Genomic DNA, 16,612 nt, shown 5'->3' on the forward strand with positions numbered 1-16,612 from the left:
AACGCCTCGAAAAAGAAAAACCGGCCGGAGTTTATACCTCCGGCCGGTGTTTTGAACGTGTTTTACTTGCCGAGCTTGCCGAGTTCGGCTGTCAGCTCCGGAACCGCCTGATAGAGGTCGGCAACCAGGCCGTAATCGGCGACCTGGAAGATCGGCGCGTCCTCGTCCTTGTTGATCGCGACGATCACCTTGGAGTCCTTCATGCCGGCCAGATGCTGGATCGCGCCGGAAATGCCGACGGCGACATAGAGCTCGGGGGCCACGACCTTGCCGGTCTGGCCGACCTGCCAGTCGTTCGGCGCATAGCCGGCGTCGACCGCCGCGCGCGAGGCACCGACACCGGCGCCGAGCTTGTCGGCGAGCGGCTCGATGTACTTGGCGAAATTCTCGCGGCTCTGCATGGCGCGGCCACCGGAGACGATGATCTTGGCCGAGGTCAGCTCGGGACGGTCGCTCCTGGCGACTTCCTCGCTGACGAAGGACGACAGGCCCGGATCGGCCGCAACCTGAACGCTCTCGACCGGCGCGCTGCCGCCGGCAGCTGCCGCCGCGAAAGTCGAGGTGCGGACCGTGATGACCTTCTTGGCGTCCTTCGACTTCACCGTCTGGATGGCGTTGCCTGCATAGATCGGACGCTCATAGGTATCGGGCGCCACCACCTTGGTGATCTCCGAGACCTGCATGACGTCGAGCAGCGCGGCGACACGCGGCATCACGTTCTTGAAGCGCGAGGTCGCGGGCGCGACGATCGCGTCATAGGACGGCGCCAGCGAGACGATCAGCGCGGCCAGCGGTTCGGCGAGATCGTGCGCGTAGGGCTCGCCCTCGGCGACCAGCACCTTGGCGACACCGGCAAGCTTCGAGGCCGCCTCGGCCGCAACCTTGGTGCCCTGGCCGCCGCCGGCGACCAGCACATGGACATCGCCACCGAGCTGGGAGGCTGCAGTCAGCGCCTTGTTGGTGGAATCCTTGAGGACCTCGTGTTCGTGTTCGGCAATCAGCAGCGTCGTCATCAGAGCACCCCGGCTTCGTTCTTGAGCTTCGACACCAGCTCGGCGACGTCCTTGACCTTGACGCCGGCCTTGCGGTCCGCGGGCTCCGTCGTCTTCAGAACTTCGAGGCGCGCGGTGACATCGACGCCGTAATCGGCGACGGTCTTGTCCGCGATCGGCTTCTTCTTGGCCTTCATGATGTTGGGCAGCGAGGCATAGCGCGGCTCGTTGAGACGCAGATCGGTGGTGACGATCGCCGGTCCCTTCAGCTTGACGGTCTGCAAGCCGCCGTCGACTTCGCGGGTGACCTTGAAGTCGGAGCCTTCGACTTCGAGCTTGGAAGCGAAGGTCGCCTGCGACCAGCCGAGCAGCGCGGCCAACATCTGGCCGGTCTGATTGCTGTCGTCGTCGATCGCCTGCTTGCCGAGGATGATCAGGCCGGGCTGCTCTTCGTCAGCGACCTTCTTCAGGATCTTGGCGACAGCGAGCGGCTCGACAATGCCGTCGGCCTTCACCAGGATGCCGCGATCGGCGCCCATGGCAAGACCAGTGCGGATCGTCTCCGACGCCTGCGCCGGTCCGATGGAGACCACGACGACTTCGGTCGCCTTGCCGGCTTCCTTCAGACGCAGCGCTTCCTCGACCGCGATTTCGTCGAACGGGTTCATCGACATTTTGACGTTGGCGAGTTCAACGCCCGATCCATCGCTCTTGACGCGGACCTTGACGTTGTAATCGACCACCCGCTTTACCGGCACCAAGACCTTCATCGATCCTCTTTCACTCAATTTGGGAGGGGGTATCAACTGGCGCGGAACCTAAAGGCCTGATCCGGCCCGGTCAACGCGCGAAGGGGCCTAATTTTAGACCTCAGAAATGCTGACCTCAATGGGTCAGCGATTCTGGCCCGGAACCCAGAGCACGTCACCGGCGCCGTTATGGTTGGCGGCACGGCTGGCCACAAACAGGAAGTCCGACAGGCGATTCATATACTGGATGCCAGCTGGGCCGACCGTCTCATTGGGCTGGGCTGCCAGTTCCACCATCACCCGTTCCGCCCTACGGCAAATCGTGCGGGCGACGTGGAGGTAGGCGGCGGCCGGCGTGCCACCCGGGAGCACGAAGGAGGTGAGCGGTGCAAGCTTGTCGTTGAGTGCGTCAATGTCGCGCTCGAGCCGCTCGACCTGGCTCGCCACCACCCGCAGCCGCTCCGCCTTTTTAGTTTCTTTGTTAGTTTCCTTGCCTTCGCGCTCAGGCACCGCGAGATCGGCGCCGAGATCGAACAGATCGTTCTGGATTCGGCCGAGCATCGCATCGAGCTCCGGGGCATCCATGGTGTGAAGGCGCACCACGCCGATCGCGGCATTGGTCTCATCGACCGTGCCGTAGGCCGCGATGCGCAGATCATATTTTGGACGGCGCTCGCCGGTTCCGAGCGCTGTCGTGCCGTCGTCACCGGTCTTCGTATAGATGCGGTTGAGCACGACCATGTTTAACGCCCCATCGCCCAGACCGCGAGCATGGCCACGACGATCGCCACGAACTGAAGCAGCACGCGCAAGCGCATCAGCTTCTGCGAGGTGTTGGGCGAGCCGCCGCGCATCATGTTGACGAGACCGAGCAGCAGCACCAAAGCCACGGCGCCGGCTGCCACCGGCAGGATGAAGGTACTCAAAAGGGATGCCATCAGGGGTAGATAACACCGTGTGCGGCGCTCCGCTATGGCGTTCCCAATCTGGCTTTTAAGCCAATAATATCAGAAGCTGGGTCGATGATTTTCGATTTGCGCCCGTCGCCGGCCTTCTTCGCCTCTCCCCGCCTGCGGGGAGAGGCCGGAATGCGCGCGCAGCGCGGATTCCGGGTGAGGGGGAGTCTCCGCGAGCCCCTCTGTCACCGTCTCCGCGGAGAGCCCCCCTCACCCCAACCCTCTCCCCGCAAGCGGGGAGAAGGGGCAGCCCGGGGCAAGCCGTGAAGGCAATCCGCACCATCTACATCGTCGCGATGGATGCGTTCTACACGTTCCTGGCGGACGACGGCTGGGCGATCGCGAGCCACATTGCGCTGTCGACGCTGATGGCACTGTTCCCGTTCCTGATCGTGCTGACCTCGCTCGCCGGCTTCTTCGGCTCCAAGGAGCTCGCCGACCAGGCGGCCGGGCTGATGCTCCAGGTCTGGCCTAAGCAGGTTGCCGATTCGATCTCGGGCGAAGTCCACGACGTCCTGACCACCACCCGATCCGGCGTGCTCACAATCGGCGCGGTGCTGTCGGTTTACTTCGCCTCCAATGGCGTCGAGGCACTGCGGGTCGCACTCAACCGCGCCTATGCGGTGGTGGAGATGCGGCGCTGGTACTGGCTGCGGCTGGAATCGATCGGCTACACGCTGGTCGCGGCGTTCACCGCGCTGGCCATGGCGTTCCTGATCGTGCTCGGGCCGCTCTTCATCGAGGCGGCGCGGCGCTATGTTCCGCTGGTCGTTGAATCCAACGAGAGCATCCTGACCTGGCTGCGCTACGGCATCACCATCGGCGCGCTGGTGGTGGCGCTGCTGATCCTGCACGCCTGGCTGCCGGCGGGACGGCGCGGCTTTCTCCAGATCCTGCCCGGCATCGTCTTCACCATGGTGGCCTCGCTGATCTCGGGCATCGTGTTTGGACAATATCTGGCGCGCTTCGCCAACAATTACGTGACGATGTATGCGGGGCTCGCCTCGGTGATCATCGCCCTGGTGTTTCTGTATTTCATCGCCGCGATCTTCGTTTACGGCGGCGAACTCAACGCCGCGATTATCAAGTTGCGGCTTCCTCACGGCGTGTCGCTTCAAGCAGCGCAGTCGCTAAAGCCCGCGGAGACACAGGTTTGACCAGGAAGGCGTCGGCGCCGGCCTCGCGCGAAGCCGCCTCGTCTTCGCCGCGGCCCGAGACTCCGATGATGGGGATTTGAGCGAGTGGCGTCTGCATCTTGCGGATCTGCCTGATCGCCTCGACGCCGTCGATGCCCGGCAAAACCATGTCCATCAGCACCGCGTCGAAGGCGCCTTGCGCGAGCCGATTCACCGCCTCCTCGCCGCGCCCGATGAACTCGGCGTGATGGCCGAGCTCGGTCAAAATGGTGTTGAGCACGACGCGGCCGAACGGATTGTCCTCGACGCTGAGCACGCGCAACGTCGCCAGCGTATCCGCCTCGCCGCCAGACTTGCGCGACTTCGCCGGTCCCGCGCCATCGAGAGAGACCGTCAGCGTGAAGGTGGCACCGCCCCCGCGCCGCGGAGAGACCGTGATGTCACCGCCCATCGCGCGCGCCAGCTGCTTTACCGAGGACAGCCCGAGGCCGGCGCCGCCGAAGCGCGAGGCGATGGTGACGTTGGCCTGGGTGAAGGGGCGGAACAGCCGCTTGATTTCGGCCATGGTCAGGCCGATGCCGCTGTCCGACACCGCGAAGGCAACGCCGACCCGGCGCTTGTCCTTGGCCGATGCCTTTCCTTTGCCTTTGGCCGGATGCCAAGGCATGGCCGAGATCGCCACACCACCCTGGTCGGTAAACTTCACCGCATTGTCGATCAGGTTTTCGAGCGCGGCACGCAGGCGGACGGGATCGCCGACCACCAAGCCCGCAAGTTTCTCGGATATCTCGACTTGGGCCTGGAGACCCTTGGCCGCGGCGCGGCCGGCGAGCGAATCGCCGGTACTGCGGGCGAGCGCCCGCAGGTCGAACAAATCCTGCCGCAGGGAGCTTCCGCCCTTCCCGGCCCCCCTCCCGGTTTTGGCGGCGTCGACGAACAGAGTGGCAAGGTTCGCCAGATGCTCGGCGCCAGCCTTAATGGTGTCGGCCCAGCGCCGTTCCCGCTCGCCGAGATCGGAGGTCGCAAGCAGGTCGCTGATCGCCAGAATGCCGGTCAGGGGCGTGCGGACCTCGTGGGCGAAGGCGGCAAGCGCAGCCTGAACCACGTCCGTCCCGGCGGGCTTTACGCCGACCTTGGTGCTGCGCTTGCGCGCCTTGCTATCCGCCCCGGATCGCTTCCGAGGCGGTTGCCTGGACTTTCGCGTGGTGCGCGCTGCCCGCGTTTTCGCCGCCATAACTCCCCTTCGAAGTATCCCTTCGAACCCCGGGCTCCTGGCCCAAGCATGACACGGCGGAACCCCTGGAGTCACGGCGGCGTTTGGCTAACCCCCAGAGAAACTTAGCCTAATCCCACCAACTGGCGGATAGCGGCGGGCGAGGTGCCGGCCGCGCGCAACTCCCGCAGGCCGGTCGCGCGGTCCGATTTCGACAGCTTGCGGCCGGCCGCGTCGCGAATTAGGGCGTGGTGGCGATAGACGGGCTGGGGCAGGTCGAGCAACGCCTGGAGCAGGCGATGCACCGAGGTGGCATGAAACAGGTCCCGGCCGCGCACGATCTCGCTGACACCCTGATGCGCGTCGTCGACCACCACGGACAGATGGTAGCTGGTCGGCGTCTCCTTGCGGGCCAGGATCACGTCGCCCCAAGCCTCGGGCCGCGCAGCGACCATGCCGTGCTCGCCGTCGGGGCCCGCACCCAACTCGTTCCAGGTCAGGCCGGAGACCCGCCGACAGGCCGCAGTCGTGTCGAGGCGCAACGCGTAGGGCGCGCCCGAGTCGATCAGCCGTGCTCGCTCTTCGCCATGCAATGATTTCGCGTCGCCGGGATAGAGCGGCGCACCGTCGGGATCCCGCGGCCATGATCCATCGGCGTCGCGCGCGGCCACTAGCTTTGCGATCTCGGCGCGGCTTTCGAAGGCGGGATAGACGAGCCCGAGCGCAGTCAGCCTCTCCAGCGCGGCGCGATAGTCGGCAAGATGCTCAGACTGCCGCCGCACCGGCGTTTCCCAGACGATCCCCAGCCAGGCGAGGTCCTCATAGATTGCCGCCTCATATTCCGGCCGGCAGCGCGTCGCGTCGATGTCTTCGATCCGTAGCAACAGCCGCCCACCGGCTTCGTGCACGCGGTCGAAATTGAGCAGTGCCGAATAGGCGTGGCCGAGATGCAGGAGGCCGTTGGGGCTCGGGGCAAATCGGAAAACGGGTGTTGCCATCAGACGGATCTCGTCATGGCCGGGCTTGTCCCGGCCATCCACGTTCTTCGGTGCCATTCGGTGATCGTGTCAAGGTCGCGGATAAATACGACGTCCGTCGCTCATGCTAGACAGTAATCTGCGGTTAGAAAGACGTGGATGGCCGGGACAGGACGGCCATGACGCCGGAGAGAGTTGCCGAGCCACAAATGACCATCCACCTCGAAACCCAGTCCGATCTCGAAGAAGCCATCCACGCGCTGGTCAAGCGGGACCCGCGGCTCAAGCCCGTGTTCGAGATCGCGGGCATGCCCGCCTTGCGGCGGCGCGAGCCGGGGTTTGCGGGGCTTGCCCATATCGTCTGCGGACAGCAGCTCTCGACCGCGAGCGCAGCGGCGATCTGGGGACGGCTGTCCGCCGCCTTCGATCCGTTCGACCATGACGCGGTGCGCCGCGCCCGCACCGACCGACTGGGGCGGCTCGGCCTCTCCGCCGCCAAGATCAAGACGCTGAAACATCTCGCGCGCGAGATCACCGCAGCGCGGCTGAACCTCGACGTGCTCGCGGAAGAGGACGCCGAGGCCGCGCACCACACGCTGATCGCGCTGCCGGGCATCGGACCGTGGACAGCCGACGTCTATCTGCTGTTCTGCCTCGGCCATGGCGATGCCTGGCCGGCCGGCGACATCGCCGTGCAGGAGGGGATCAAGGTTGGCCTCGGGCTGAAGACGCGGCCAACTGAAAAACAGATGGCGCCGCTTGCAGAACCGTGGCGGCCCCTGCGCGGCGCCGCAGCGCACTTGTGGTGGAGCTACTATCGCGCGATCAAGAACCGCGAAGGCGTGATCCCGGGTAAGCCGACGAACAACGTTTAAAACTATGTTGCTGTTGCAAACGACACACGGGTGCTTGATGAGATGCCGGCGCGGGCACAAGCCGGGATCAACGTCATGACATCCTCAGACTTCATCGTTGCGCGAGACGATTTTGAGCAGTGCAAGACGATCGCAACCGAACTTCCGGCGGTGGACGCGCTGCCGCAGGATGCCCTGCTGGTGAAGGTCGACCGCTTTGCGCTGACCGCCAACAACATCACCTATGCCGTGCTCGGCGACGAGCTGAAATATTGGCAGCTGTTTCCGGCGCCGCAGGGCTTCGGCAACATTCCGGTGTGGGGGTTTGGCGAGGCCATCGCCTCTACGCATCCGAATGTGCCCGTCGGCGAACGCCTGTTCGGCTATTTCCCGATGGCGACACATCTCATCATCGAAGCGACTGACGTCAGCAAACGCAGCCTGCGCGATGGCGCCGCGCATCGGCAGGGCGTGGCACCGGTCTACAATGCCTATGCGCGCGTCGGCGGCGATCCCACTTATGCGGGACGGCAGGGCGACTACCAGGCGCTGCTGCGGCCGCTGTTCATGCTGTCGTTCCTGGTCGATGATGTCCTGGCCGAGAACGACGATTTTGGCGCACGCACCGTGCTGCTGTCGAGCGCCTCGAGCAAGACCGCGTTCGGGCTCGCCCATCTGCTGCACGCGCGCGGACGCAAGGTGATCGGACTGACATCAGCGGGCAATACCGGCTTCGTCACGTCACTCGGCTGCTATGACGAGGTCGTCACCTATGACCGCGCGACGTCAATGCCTGCGGACGCACCGGTCGCTTTCGTCGACATGGCCGGCAACAGCGCGCTGCGCGCCGGACTGCACCGGCATTTTGGCGACCAGATGAAATGCTCGGTGCGCGTCGGTTTGACGCATCGCGCCACCGACGCCGATGAAGGCGAGCTGCCCGGCGCAAAGCCGCGCTGGTTCTTCGCGCCCGATCAGATCCGCAAGCGCGCCAAGGAATGGGGTCCGGGCGGCATCGAACAACGCTTTGGCGCGGCATGGTCTGGATTTGCGCCGACGCTGGACAAGCGTCTGACCGTGGTCGAGAGCCGCGGGCCCGAGGCAGTACGACAGGTCTATCTCGACACGCTGAAGGGGCGCATTCCGCCTGAGCAGGGCCACATGCTCTCGCTGCTCGGGTAAAGCGCTTTTGACGTCCGTCGATCCAGTATAGCGTTTCGATCTCAGAGGAAACGCCGCGAAGACGGCCCGAGGTCGCGCATGCTGGACAAGACGCAGGATATTTCCGTCGCCGTGCAGGCGTGGCTCGACGAATTCGAGCGCACGCTGGGTAAGCCCGAGCCAACCGCGCTCAACCGCCTGTTCGTCGCAGAAGGGTTCTGGCGCGACGTACTGGCGCTGAGCTGGAACCTGCAAACCGTCGCCGGTCGCGACGACATTGTACAAGCGCTGGCAGCGCTTGCACCCAAGGCTACTCCAACGAGCTTCAGGATCGCGCCGAACCGCGCCCCGCCGCGCGGGGTGATGCGCGCCGGCACCAACTCTGTTGAGGCGATCTTCGATTTCGAGACCACGTTCGGCCGCGGCGGCGGCATCGTGCGGCTCGTGCCCGATGCCGCCGACCGCGACTGCCTGAAGGCGTGGACGCTGCTCACCGCGCTCGACGAGCTCAAGGGATTTGAGGAACGGCTCGGCACATCGCGGCCACGTGGCCAGGCGTACTCGCGCGATTTCCGCGGGCCGAACTGGCTCGATCTGCGCAACGCATCGCGCGACTATTCCGACCGCGACCCCACCGTGCTGGTGGTCGGCGGCGGCCAGGCCGGGCTTGCGATTGCGGCGCGGCTGAAGCAGTTGCAGATCGACACGCTGATCGTCGATCGCGGGACGCGGGTCGGCGACGTCTGGCGCAAGCGCTATCACGCGCTCACCCTGCACAATCAGGTGCAGGTCAATCACATGCCCTACATGCCGTTCCCGCCGAGCTGGCCGACCTATATTCCCAAGGACAAGCTCGCCAACTGGTTCGAGGCTTACGTCGATGCAATGGAGCTGAATTTCTGGACCGGCATCGAGTTCGAAGGCGGCACCTATGACGAGGCCGAGGGCCACTGGACCGTGACGCTGCGGCGCGCCGATGGCAGCAAGCGCACCATGCATCCGCGCCATGTGGTGATGGCGACCGGCGTCAGCGGCATCGCCAACATGCCTGATATTGCGACGCTGGAGAATTTCAAGGGCACGCTGCTGCATTCCAGCCGCTACGAGGACGGCGAAAGCTGGCAGGGCAAGCGCGCCGTCGTCATCGGCACCGGCAACAGCGGCCACGACATCGCGCAGGATCTTTATTCGAGCGGCGCCGAGGTGACGCTGGTGCAGCGCTCAGCCACGCTGGTCACCAATATCGAGCCGTCGGCACAGCTGGCTTACGCGACCTACAATGAGGGCACGCTCGAGGACAACGATTTGATCGCGACCTCGATACCGACGCCGCTCGCGAAGAAGACCCATGTGATGCTGACCGCGCAGTCGAAGGAGCTCGACAAGGAGCTGCTCGACGGCCTCCGCCGCGTCGGCTTCAAGCTCGACTTCGGCGAGGCCGGCACCGGCTGGCAGTTCAAATACCTCACCCGTGGCGGCGGTTATTATTTCAACGTCGGCTGCTCCAACCTGATCGTCGAGGGCGCCATCAAACTCAAGCAGTTCGAGGACATCGAAGGCTTCACGGCCGATGGCGCGCGGATGACGGACGGCTCGACCATCGCTGCCGATCTGATCGTGCTGTCGACCGGCTACAAGCCGCAGGAATATCTGGTGCGGAAATTGTTCGGCGACGGCATCGCCGACCGCGTCGGCCCGGTCTGGGGCTTTGGCGACGGGCTCGAGCTGCGCAACATGTATGCCCGCACCAAGCAGCCCGGCCTGTGGTTCATCGCCGGCAGCCTGGCGCAGTGCCGGATCAACTCGAAATATCTTGCACTCCAGATCAAGGCGATCGAGGAAGGGATATTGGAGCGAGCCCCGGAATGACGAGAGGGGAAGAACCAATGCCAGCCATTCTCGGCACCGGCGAGCACCGCTACCGCGTCATCGAAAACTTTGCGAAGCTTCCCGATGGCTGGCAGCTCACCGACGTCGCTTCCGTCGCGGTCGACAGCAAGGACCGCCTCTACGTCTTCAACCGCGGCGTCCATCCGATGGTGGTGCTCGATCGCGAAGGCAATTTCCTGCGCAGTTTCGGCGAGGGCCTGTTCTCGCGCGCGCACGGCCTGCATATCGATGCCGATGACAATCTCTATTGCACCGATGACGGCGACCACACCGTGCGCAAATGTACCACCGACGGCAACGTGCTGCTGACGATCGGCATCCCGACAAAACCCGCGCCGTTCATGAGTGGCGAGCCCTTTCATCGTTGTACCCACACCGCGCTGTCGCCGCAGGGCGAGATCTACGTCTCCGACGGCTATGGCAATGCGCGCGTGCACAAATACACGCCCGACGGCAAGCTGATGAACAGCTGGGGCGAGCCCGGCACCGACCCCGGCCAGTTCAACATCGTGCACAACATCGCCACTGATGCCGACGGCTGGGTCTATGTCGCCGACCGCGAGAATCACCGCGTACAGGTGTTCAACGGCGAGGGCAAATACGAGACGCAGTGGAACAATCTGCACCGTCCTTGCGCTCTGTGCTATTGCGGCGGGGCCAAGAGCCCGACCTTCGTCATCGGCGAACTCGGCCCCGGCCTCGACATCAACCGCAAGGTGCCCAACCTCGGCCCGCGGCTCTCGATCGTCGACGCGCAGGGCAAACGCATCGCGCGGCTCGGCGGCGAAGCAGGCCCCGGCGTTGCGAGTGGCAAATTCCTGGCACCGCACGGCGTCGCGCTGGATTCACGCGGCGACATCTACGTCGGCGAAGTCGGCGTCACCAATTGGACGACCAGCTTCCCGAACGAGGAGATGCCGGCCGCAGTCCGCGCGACGCGGTGTTTGCAGAAGCTGGAGCGGGTAAGGGAGTAGCTGTCACGGCAAAGCCGCCATACACAGCCAAAAGGTAGTTCCGCGCCGGCTCCCCGCCCCCCAAATCGCGGCGTTTTTGCGCGTTTGCCACCCGGCCGCCGCATTGCCTGCGCCTGAATAAGTCGCTCAACGGGCTTCACAATCCCGTCACGCTGCATGTAGTATGTCAATACATGCTGCTTCGCAGCGTATATTGGAGGCCGGGAGCGTTACTTGAACGCACATGTCTCGCAAGGCAGTTGGCCGGTGCTGGTCCTGAACGCGGACTTCCGGCCGCTGAGTTACTACCCACTGTCTCTGTGGTCGTGGCAGGACGCGATCAAGGCGGTGTTTCTCGACCGCGTCAACATCGTCGCGCATTACGATCAGGCGGTTCACAGCCCCACGCTGCAAATGCAGCTGCCGAGCGTGGTCTCGCTCAAATCCTTCGTCAAGCCGACCACCCATCCCGCCTTCACCCGATTCAATGTCTTCCTGCGCGATCGGTTCGCCTGCCAATATTGCGGCTCGCCGGAAGACCTCACCTTCGATCACATCATCCCGCGCAGCAAAGGCGGCCAGACCACCTGGGAAAACGTGGTCGCGGCGTGCTCGCCCTGTAATCTGCGCAAGGGCAATTTGACGCCGGTGCAAGCCAAGATGTTTCCGCGCCAGCACGCCTTCGCCCCGACCGTGCACCAGCTCCATCGCAACGGCCGCCTGTTCCCGCCGAATTATCTGCACGACAGTTGGCTCGACTATCTCTACTGGGATACCGAGCTGGATCCGTAGGGGCTGATAAGCCCGAGGCTGATCACGATCGGCTGCGGTCAGAACGGTTTTCTAGCCGAGCCCCAGCGGGGTGATTGCCGTGACATCCGGATGTTCGAAGAGAACGCCGAGGATCAGCATGACGACGCAGCCGAGGCCGACCTGCCAGGCGACGACGACGAGCGGCGGCATCGGCAGCGGCTTGCGGTTGAGCACGTTGCCGAGCGCAAACAGGATGGCGCAGGACAGTGCGAGTCCAATGCCGAGCAGCTTGTCGGCGCCGAACGCAAAGCCATTGCCACTCAGCAGCAGCACCACGCCGGCGACGCCGAGGACGAGGACGAGTCCAAAAATGTCCCGGACGGTCGGGCGCGTATGCAGCACCGGCCAAGCGAACAGCATGGCCCAGATCGGCATCGTGTAGGCGAGCAGGGCGCCTTCACCTACGCTGACATATTTCATGGCGACGGTGCCGAGGCCCATCCAGGCAAACACGTTTGTCAGAGTTGCAAACAGCAGCCGCGCGATCGCTTCGCGCGGAACGGCAAGATGCTCTTTTCGGGCGAGCGCCAGGGTGGCGAGGATGAGCAAGGCACAGATGCCGGCGAGGCCGCGCGCGAACAGCGGCGGCCATTGCTGGAGCAACAGCTTCATCAGCGGCCAGTTCAGCGCCCAGCCGACCGCCGTCACAGCAAGACAGAGAAAGCCGATCGTCCTGTCGCCGCCGCGCCGAATCCATGGACAGCGCTTAACAGGCGGACGGCGTCCGCTCCACCGCGGCTGACGTATGATGGGTATGGTGCACAACGGAACCGGATAGGCAGGCCGCCCGTTCAAGTGGAAGTCCACGCGGCGGCAGGTGCCGCGGCACATGCAAGGGAGGCCCGCCATGCCGACAGCCGAGAAGGACCACGTCTACAAGATCCTGGAACTGGTCGGATCGTCCGAGACCTCGATCGAGGATGCGATCAAGAACGCGGTCAGCCGCGCCGCCAAGACCGTTCGCGACATGAAATGGTTCGAGGTGGTGCAAACCCGCGGCCACATCGAGGGCAACGCGGTGCGGCACTACCAGGTGACATTGCGCGTCGGGTTCACGCTGGAGGGGTGAGCCCGCTCACTCGCCGCAGCCTCACGCCAGATGACACGCCACGAAGTGGCTGCCCGCGCCTTCCTTCAGCTCCGGCGCGCTCTCCGAGCAGCGCGGCTGGGCGATCGGGCAGCGGGTGTGGAAGTGACAGCCTGACGGCGGCTTCATCGGGCTCGGCACGTCGCCCTTGAGGCGGATGCGATTGCGCTTGAGCTTGGGATCCGGCACCGGCACGGCGGAGAGCAACGCCTTGGTATACGGATGCTGCGGATTGCGATAGAGGTCGCTTGCCTTCGCAAGCTCGACGATGCGACCTAGATACATCACCGCGACACGGTCGGAGATGTGCTCGACCACCGAGAGGTCGTGCGCAACGAAGAGATAGGTGAGGTTCAGCTCGGCCTGCAGATCTTCCAGCAGATTAATGACCTGCGCCTGGATCGAGACGTCGAGCGCGGACACCGGCTCGTCGCAGACGATCAGCTTCGGCTCGACCGCGAGCGCGCGCGCGATCACGATACGCTGACGCTGGCCGCCGGAGAACTCGTGCGGGTAGCGGCGCATGTGCTCGGCCTTGAGGCCGACCTTCACGAGCAGGCTTGCGACGCGATCCTCACGCTCCTTGGCCGATGACCCAAGCTTGTGAATAATGAGGGCTTCGCCGAGGATGGAGCCGACCGTCATGCGCGGATTGAGCGAGGCGAACGGATCCTGGAACACCAGTTGCATGTTCCGCCGCATCGCGCGCAGATCGGTGCCGCTGAGCTGGCGCACGTCCTGGCCGTCGAAGGTGACCTCGCCGTCGGTCGGCTCGATCAGGCGCAGCACGCAGCGCCCCGTCGTCGACTTGCCGCAACCCGATTCGCCAACGAGACCGAGCGTCTCGCCGCGATTGACCGAGAATGACACGCCATCGACCGCGTAGACACTGCCGAGTTGGCGCGACAACAGGCCGCCGAGTACCGGAAAATATTTCTTCAGGCCGGAGACGCGCAGCAGGGGTTCACTCATGCCGCGTCTCCCAGATGCGAATCTCCCAAGTGACAGGCCATGCGGTGACCCGGTGCGATCTCGCGCAGCAGCGGCTCCTTCTCGGTGCAGACGTTCATGGCGAACTTGCAGCGCGGCGCGAAGCGGCAACCGACTGGCGGATTGATCAGGATCGGCACCGAGCCGCCAATCGCCTCGAGCCGCGTCTTGTGCTCACTATCGAGATCAATGCGCGGGATCGAGCGAATGAGGCCTTGCGTGTAGGGATGGCCCGGATCGGCGAAGAGATCGTCGACGCCGGCCTCCTCCACGACCTTGCCGGCATACATCACGACGACGCGCTGCGCGGTTTCGGCGACGACGCCCATGGCATGGGTGATCAGCATCACCGCCATGCCGAAGCGTTCCTTCATGTCCTGCAACAGATCGAGGATCTGCGCCTGGATGGTGACGTCGAGCGCGGTGGTCGGCTCGTCGGCGATGATCAGCTTGGGCTTGCAGGCGAGCGCCATCGCGATCATCACGCGCTGGCGCATGCCGCCGGAGAACTGGTGCGGATAATTGTGCACGCGTCCCTCGGCATTGGGGATCTGGACCAGCTTCAGCATCTCGATGGTACGTTCGAGCGCCTGCTTCCTGGTCACCGCCTCGTGCCGGCGCAGGCTCTCGGCGATCTGCTCGCCGACCGTGAGCACCGGATTGAGCGAGGTCATCGGCTCCTGGAAGATGAAGCCGATCTCCTTGGCCCGGATTTCGTCGAGCTGGTTGCTGGTCAGCGGCACCAGATCGCGGCCCTCGAAGATGATCTCGCCCGCAGCGATCCGGCCCGGTGGCATCGCGATCAGCTTCAGGATCGACATCGCGGTCACGGTCTTGCCGCAGCCGGATTCGCCGACGAGGCAGAGCGTCTCGCCCTTGTTGATGGTGATGTCGACGCCGTCGACGGCCTGCAGAATGCCGTCATCGGTGGAGAAGTGAGTCTTGAGTCCCTTGATCTGTAGCAGCGGCGCCATCAGATCACCCGTCGCGCATCGAGCGCGTCACGCAGACCATCGCCGATGAAGTTGATGGCGACCACCGCGACGAAGATCGCGCCGCCCGGAAACAGCGCCCAGTGCGGGCCGATGTCGAGAAAATCCTTGGCGTCATACAGCAACCGCCCCCAGGTCGGGGTATCAGGCGGAAAGCCGAGGCCGAGGAAAGACAGCGTCGATTCCGCGATGATCGCAGCGGCGACGTCGATGGTGCCGGCGATGATCACCGGACCGAGCGCGTTGGGCAGGATATGCTTCACCACCTGCCGCACCGGGCTGGCGCCAAGCGCCCGCGCGGCCTCGACGAACTCCTTCTCGCGGATCGACAGGAACTGCGCGCGGACGAGGCGCGCCACCGGCATCCAGCGCAAGCCGCCGATCACGAGAACGATCAGGATGAAGATGCCGCCCTCGGGGCCGAACACCTGCTTCAGCCCGTCGCGGAAGAGATAGATGAGCAACAGCAGCAGCGGCAGCTGCGGCAGCGACAAAAAGAGATCGGTGAGCCACATCAGTCCGTGCCCGACCGCACCGCGCGACATGCCGGCGAGCGAACCAATCAGCGTGCCTATGAACACCGAAACCAGCATCGCGGCGAGCCCGACCGCGAGCGAGATGCGGCCACCATAGATCATACGGGCGAGGATGTCCTGCCCGAGATCGTCGGTGCCGAAGGGATGGGCGAGCGACGGCCCCTGGAGACCGGCCACGATATCGATGTCGTCGATCTTGACCCGCCAGACGAAGGGACCGACCACCACCGCCAGAATCAGGATCAGGAGCAGGAATGCACTGACCACGGCAAGCTTGTGGCGGCTGAAGCGCCGCCACGTCTCGCGCCAGGGCGAGTAGACGCGCCGCTCAGCGGAGGGAGATGCGAGGGTCAAGCCAGCCATACAGCACATCCGCGACGAGATTGAAGAGCACCACCAGACAGGCGAACACAAAGGTCACGGCCATCACGACCGGGGTGTCATTGGAAAGGATGGAGGAGATCAGCAGCGAGCCGATGCCGGGAATACGGAAGATCTGCTCGGTGACGATCGCGCCGCCGAACACGGCAGGCAACTGCAGCGCGATCAGCGTGACGACCGGGATCATGGCGTTGCGCATCACATGCTTGACGATGACCTTGGCCTGTCCAAGGCCCTTGGCACGCGCCGTGGTCACATAGTCGAGCCGGATCACGTCGAGCATCGCCGAGCGCACGAAGCGCGTCATCGACGCGGCCTGGAACAGGCCAAGCACCGCCACCGGCATAATCGCCTGCCGGATCATTTCCAGCGCATAGTGGATGCCGGTGGCTTTGATGTCGGTGGTGTAGACGAAGGGAAGCCAATCCAGCGTGACCGAGAAGATCAGGATGAACAGGATACCGGTGAAGAAGGTCGGCAGCGAGAAGCCGACGAAGGCGAGCGTATTCGCGATTCGGTCGAATAGGGAATAGGGCCTCGTCGCCGCATAAACGCCGACGGGAATCGCGATCAGGAGCGCCAGGATCTGCGCCGAGCCGATCACGTAGAGCGTGGTCGGCAGGCGCTGGAGGATGAGCTTGTCGACGTCCATGCGGCTGACGAAGGAGAAGCCCCAATCACCATGCGCCATGGCCGAAAGCCAGTGCAGGTAACGAAGATAGATCGGATCATCGAGGCCGAACTTGGCCCGAAGTGCAGCCTGCACTTCGGGTGGAACGTTCGGATTGGTCGCCAAATCCGAAAAAGGATCGCCGGGCGCGAGCGCCAGCACGAAGAACAGCACCGCCGAGATGCCGAGTAGGCTCGGAATGGCGATCAGGAGGCGACGCAGGACATACTGGCTCATGGGGAAGAATCCCGTCTATGCCCGC

The 16,612-nt window shown here is 64.4% G+C and carries 18 protein-coding genes; 7 read left to right on the forward strand and 11 right to left on the reverse strand.

Annotation, left to right across the window (positions count from 1 at the left end):
- Positions 1-62: 62 nt before the first annotated feature.
- The 4 genes from JJE66_RS06480 to JJE66_RS06495 form a co-directional block, all read right to left on the reverse strand.
- On the reverse strand, positions 63-1,013 hold the full coding sequence (locus JJE66_RS06480) for an electron transfer flavoprotein subunit alpha/FixB family protein (RefSeq protein WP_200513253.1): 951 nt from the start codon (positions 1,011-1,013) through the stop codon (positions 63-65).
- Complete coding sequence (locus JJE66_RS06485; RefSeq protein ID WP_200513254.1) at positions 1,013-1,762, reverse strand: electron transfer flavoprotein subunit beta/FixA family protein; 750 nt, start codon at positions 1,760-1,762, stop codon at positions 1,013-1,015. Before JJE66_RS06485 ends, JJE66_RS06480 begins: the two co-directional genes overlap by 1 nt.
- Positions 1,763-1,885: 123 nt before the next feature.
- The gene (locus JJE66_RS06490) at positions 1,886-2,482 is read right to left on the reverse strand and encodes a cob(I)yrinic acid a,c-diamide adenosyltransferase (protein ID WP_200513255.1); all 597 of its coding nucleotides are present in this window, start codon (positions 2,480-2,482) and stop codon (positions 1,886-1,888) included.
- Positions 2,483-2,484: 2 nt separating this feature from the next.
- Positions 2,485-2,679: a twin transmembrane helix small protein gene (locus tag JJE66_RS06495; protein WP_200513256.1), complete on the reverse strand. Its 195-nt coding sequence runs from the start codon at positions 2,677-2,679 to the stop codon at positions 2,485-2,487.
- 281 nt (positions 2,680-2,960) lie between these two features.
- Between JJE66_RS06495 and JJE66_RS06500 the strand changes: the two genes are divergently transcribed.
- A complete protein-coding gene (locus JJE66_RS06500) occupies positions 2,961-3,854 on the forward strand; it encodes a YihY/virulence factor BrkB family protein (protein ID WP_200513257.1) in 894 nt (297 codons plus the stop codon).
- On the opposite strand, the gene JJE66_RS06505 is transcribed toward JJE66_RS06500, so the two are convergent.
- Both JJE66_RS06505 and gluQRS read right to left on the reverse strand, forming a co-directional pair.
- Complete coding sequence (locus JJE66_RS06505) at positions 3,781-5,067, reverse strand: ATP-binding protein (RefSeq protein WP_200513258.1); 1,287 nt, start codon at positions 5,065-5,067, stop codon at positions 3,781-3,783. The two genes, JJE66_RS06500 and JJE66_RS06505, sit on opposite strands and share 74 nt — an antisense overlap.
- A 104-nt stretch (positions 5,068-5,171) precedes the next feature.
- Positions 5,172-6,044 (reverse strand): tRNA glutamyl-Q(34) synthetase GluQRS, encoded by an 873-nt coding sequence (gene gluQRS / locus JJE66_RS06510; protein WP_200515281.1) that lies wholly within the window; start codon positions 6,042-6,044, stop codon positions 5,172-5,174.
- A gap of 188 nt (positions 6,045-6,232) precedes the next feature.
- Between gluQRS and JJE66_RS06515 the strand changes: the two genes are divergently transcribed.
- The 5 genes from JJE66_RS06515 (at position 6,233) to JJE66_RS06535 (ending at position 11,673) form a co-directional block, all read left to right on the forward strand.
- Complete coding sequence (locus JJE66_RS06515; protein ID WP_200513259.1) at positions 6,233-6,898, forward strand: DNA-3-methyladenine glycosylase; 666 nt, start codon at positions 6,233-6,235, stop codon at positions 6,896-6,898.
- 75 nt (positions 6,899-6,973) lie between these two features.
- Entirely contained in the window at positions 6,974-8,059 is a 1,086-nt protein-coding gene (locus tag JJE66_RS06520) for a DUF2855 family protein (RefSeq protein ID WP_200513260.1), read from the forward strand.
- A 78-nt stretch (positions 8,060-8,137) separates the two neighbouring features.
- On the forward strand, positions 8,138-9,907 hold the full coding sequence (locus JJE66_RS06525) for an NAD(P)/FAD-dependent oxidoreductase (protein ID WP_200513261.1): 1,770 nt from the start codon (positions 8,138-8,140) through the stop codon (positions 9,905-9,907).
- 17 nt (positions 9,908-9,924) lie between these two features.
- Positions 9,925-10,902, forward strand: a complete 978-nt coding sequence (locus JJE66_RS06530) for a peptidyl-alpha-hydroxyglycine alpha-amidating lyase family protein (RefSeq protein ID WP_200513262.1) — start codon at positions 9,925-9,927, stop codon at positions 10,900-10,902.
- 213 nt (positions 10,903-11,115) lie between these two features.
- A complete protein-coding gene (locus JJE66_RS06535) occupies positions 11,116-11,673 on the forward strand; it encodes an HNH endonuclease (RefSeq protein WP_018316280.1) in 558 nt (185 codons plus the stop codon).
- A 51-nt stretch (positions 11,674-11,724) separates the two neighbouring features.
- Here JJE66_RS06535 and JJE66_RS06540 read toward each other — a convergent pair whose 3' ends face one another.
- Entirely contained in the window at positions 11,725-12,306 is a 582-nt protein-coding gene (locus tag JJE66_RS06540; RefSeq protein ID WP_246756107.1) for a DMT family transporter, read from the reverse strand.
- Positions 12,307-12,541: 235 nt separating this feature from the next.
- On the opposite strand from JJE66_RS06540, the gene JJE66_RS06545 reads away from it, so the two are divergent.
- The gene (locus JJE66_RS06545; RefSeq protein ID WP_200513263.1) at positions 12,542-12,763 is read left to right on the forward strand and encodes a dodecin; all 222 of its coding nucleotides are present in this window, start codon (positions 12,542-12,544) and stop codon (positions 12,761-12,763) included.
- A gap of 21 nt (positions 12,764-12,784) precedes the next feature.
- On the opposite strand, the gene JJE66_RS06550 is transcribed toward JJE66_RS06545, so the two are convergent.
- From JJE66_RS06550 to JJE66_RS06565, 4 genes are read right to left on the reverse strand one after another with little or no spacing between them, the layout of a single operon-like run.
- On the reverse strand, positions 12,785-13,753 hold the full coding sequence (locus tag JJE66_RS06550) for an ABC transporter ATP-binding protein (RefSeq protein ID WP_200513264.1): 969 nt from the start codon (positions 13,751-13,753) through the stop codon (positions 12,785-12,787).
- Positions 13,750-14,745, reverse strand: a complete 996-nt coding sequence (locus JJE66_RS06555) for an ABC transporter ATP-binding protein (protein WP_200513265.1) — start codon at positions 14,743-14,745, stop codon at positions 13,750-13,752. The genes JJE66_RS06550 and JJE66_RS06555 overlap by 4 nt, the downstream gene beginning before the upstream one ends.
- Entirely contained in the window at positions 14,745-15,662 is a 918-nt protein-coding gene (locus JJE66_RS06560; protein WP_200513266.1) for an ABC transporter permease, read from the reverse strand. The genes JJE66_RS06555 and JJE66_RS06560 overlap by 1 nt, the downstream gene beginning before the upstream one ends.
- A complete protein-coding gene (locus JJE66_RS06565; RefSeq protein ID WP_200513267.1) occupies positions 15,628-16,587 on the reverse strand; it encodes an ABC transporter permease in 960 nt (319 codons plus the stop codon). The genes JJE66_RS06560 and JJE66_RS06565 overlap by 35 nt, the downstream gene beginning before the upstream one ends.
- Positions 16,588-16,612: the final 25 nt, after the last annotated feature.

It is taken from the genome of Bradyrhizobium diazoefficiens (assembly GCF_016612535.1).
In the GTDB taxonomy this organism is placed as follows: Bacteria; Pseudomonadota; Alphaproteobacteria; order Rhizobiales; family Xanthobacteraceae; genus Bradyrhizobium; species Bradyrhizobium diazoefficiens_C.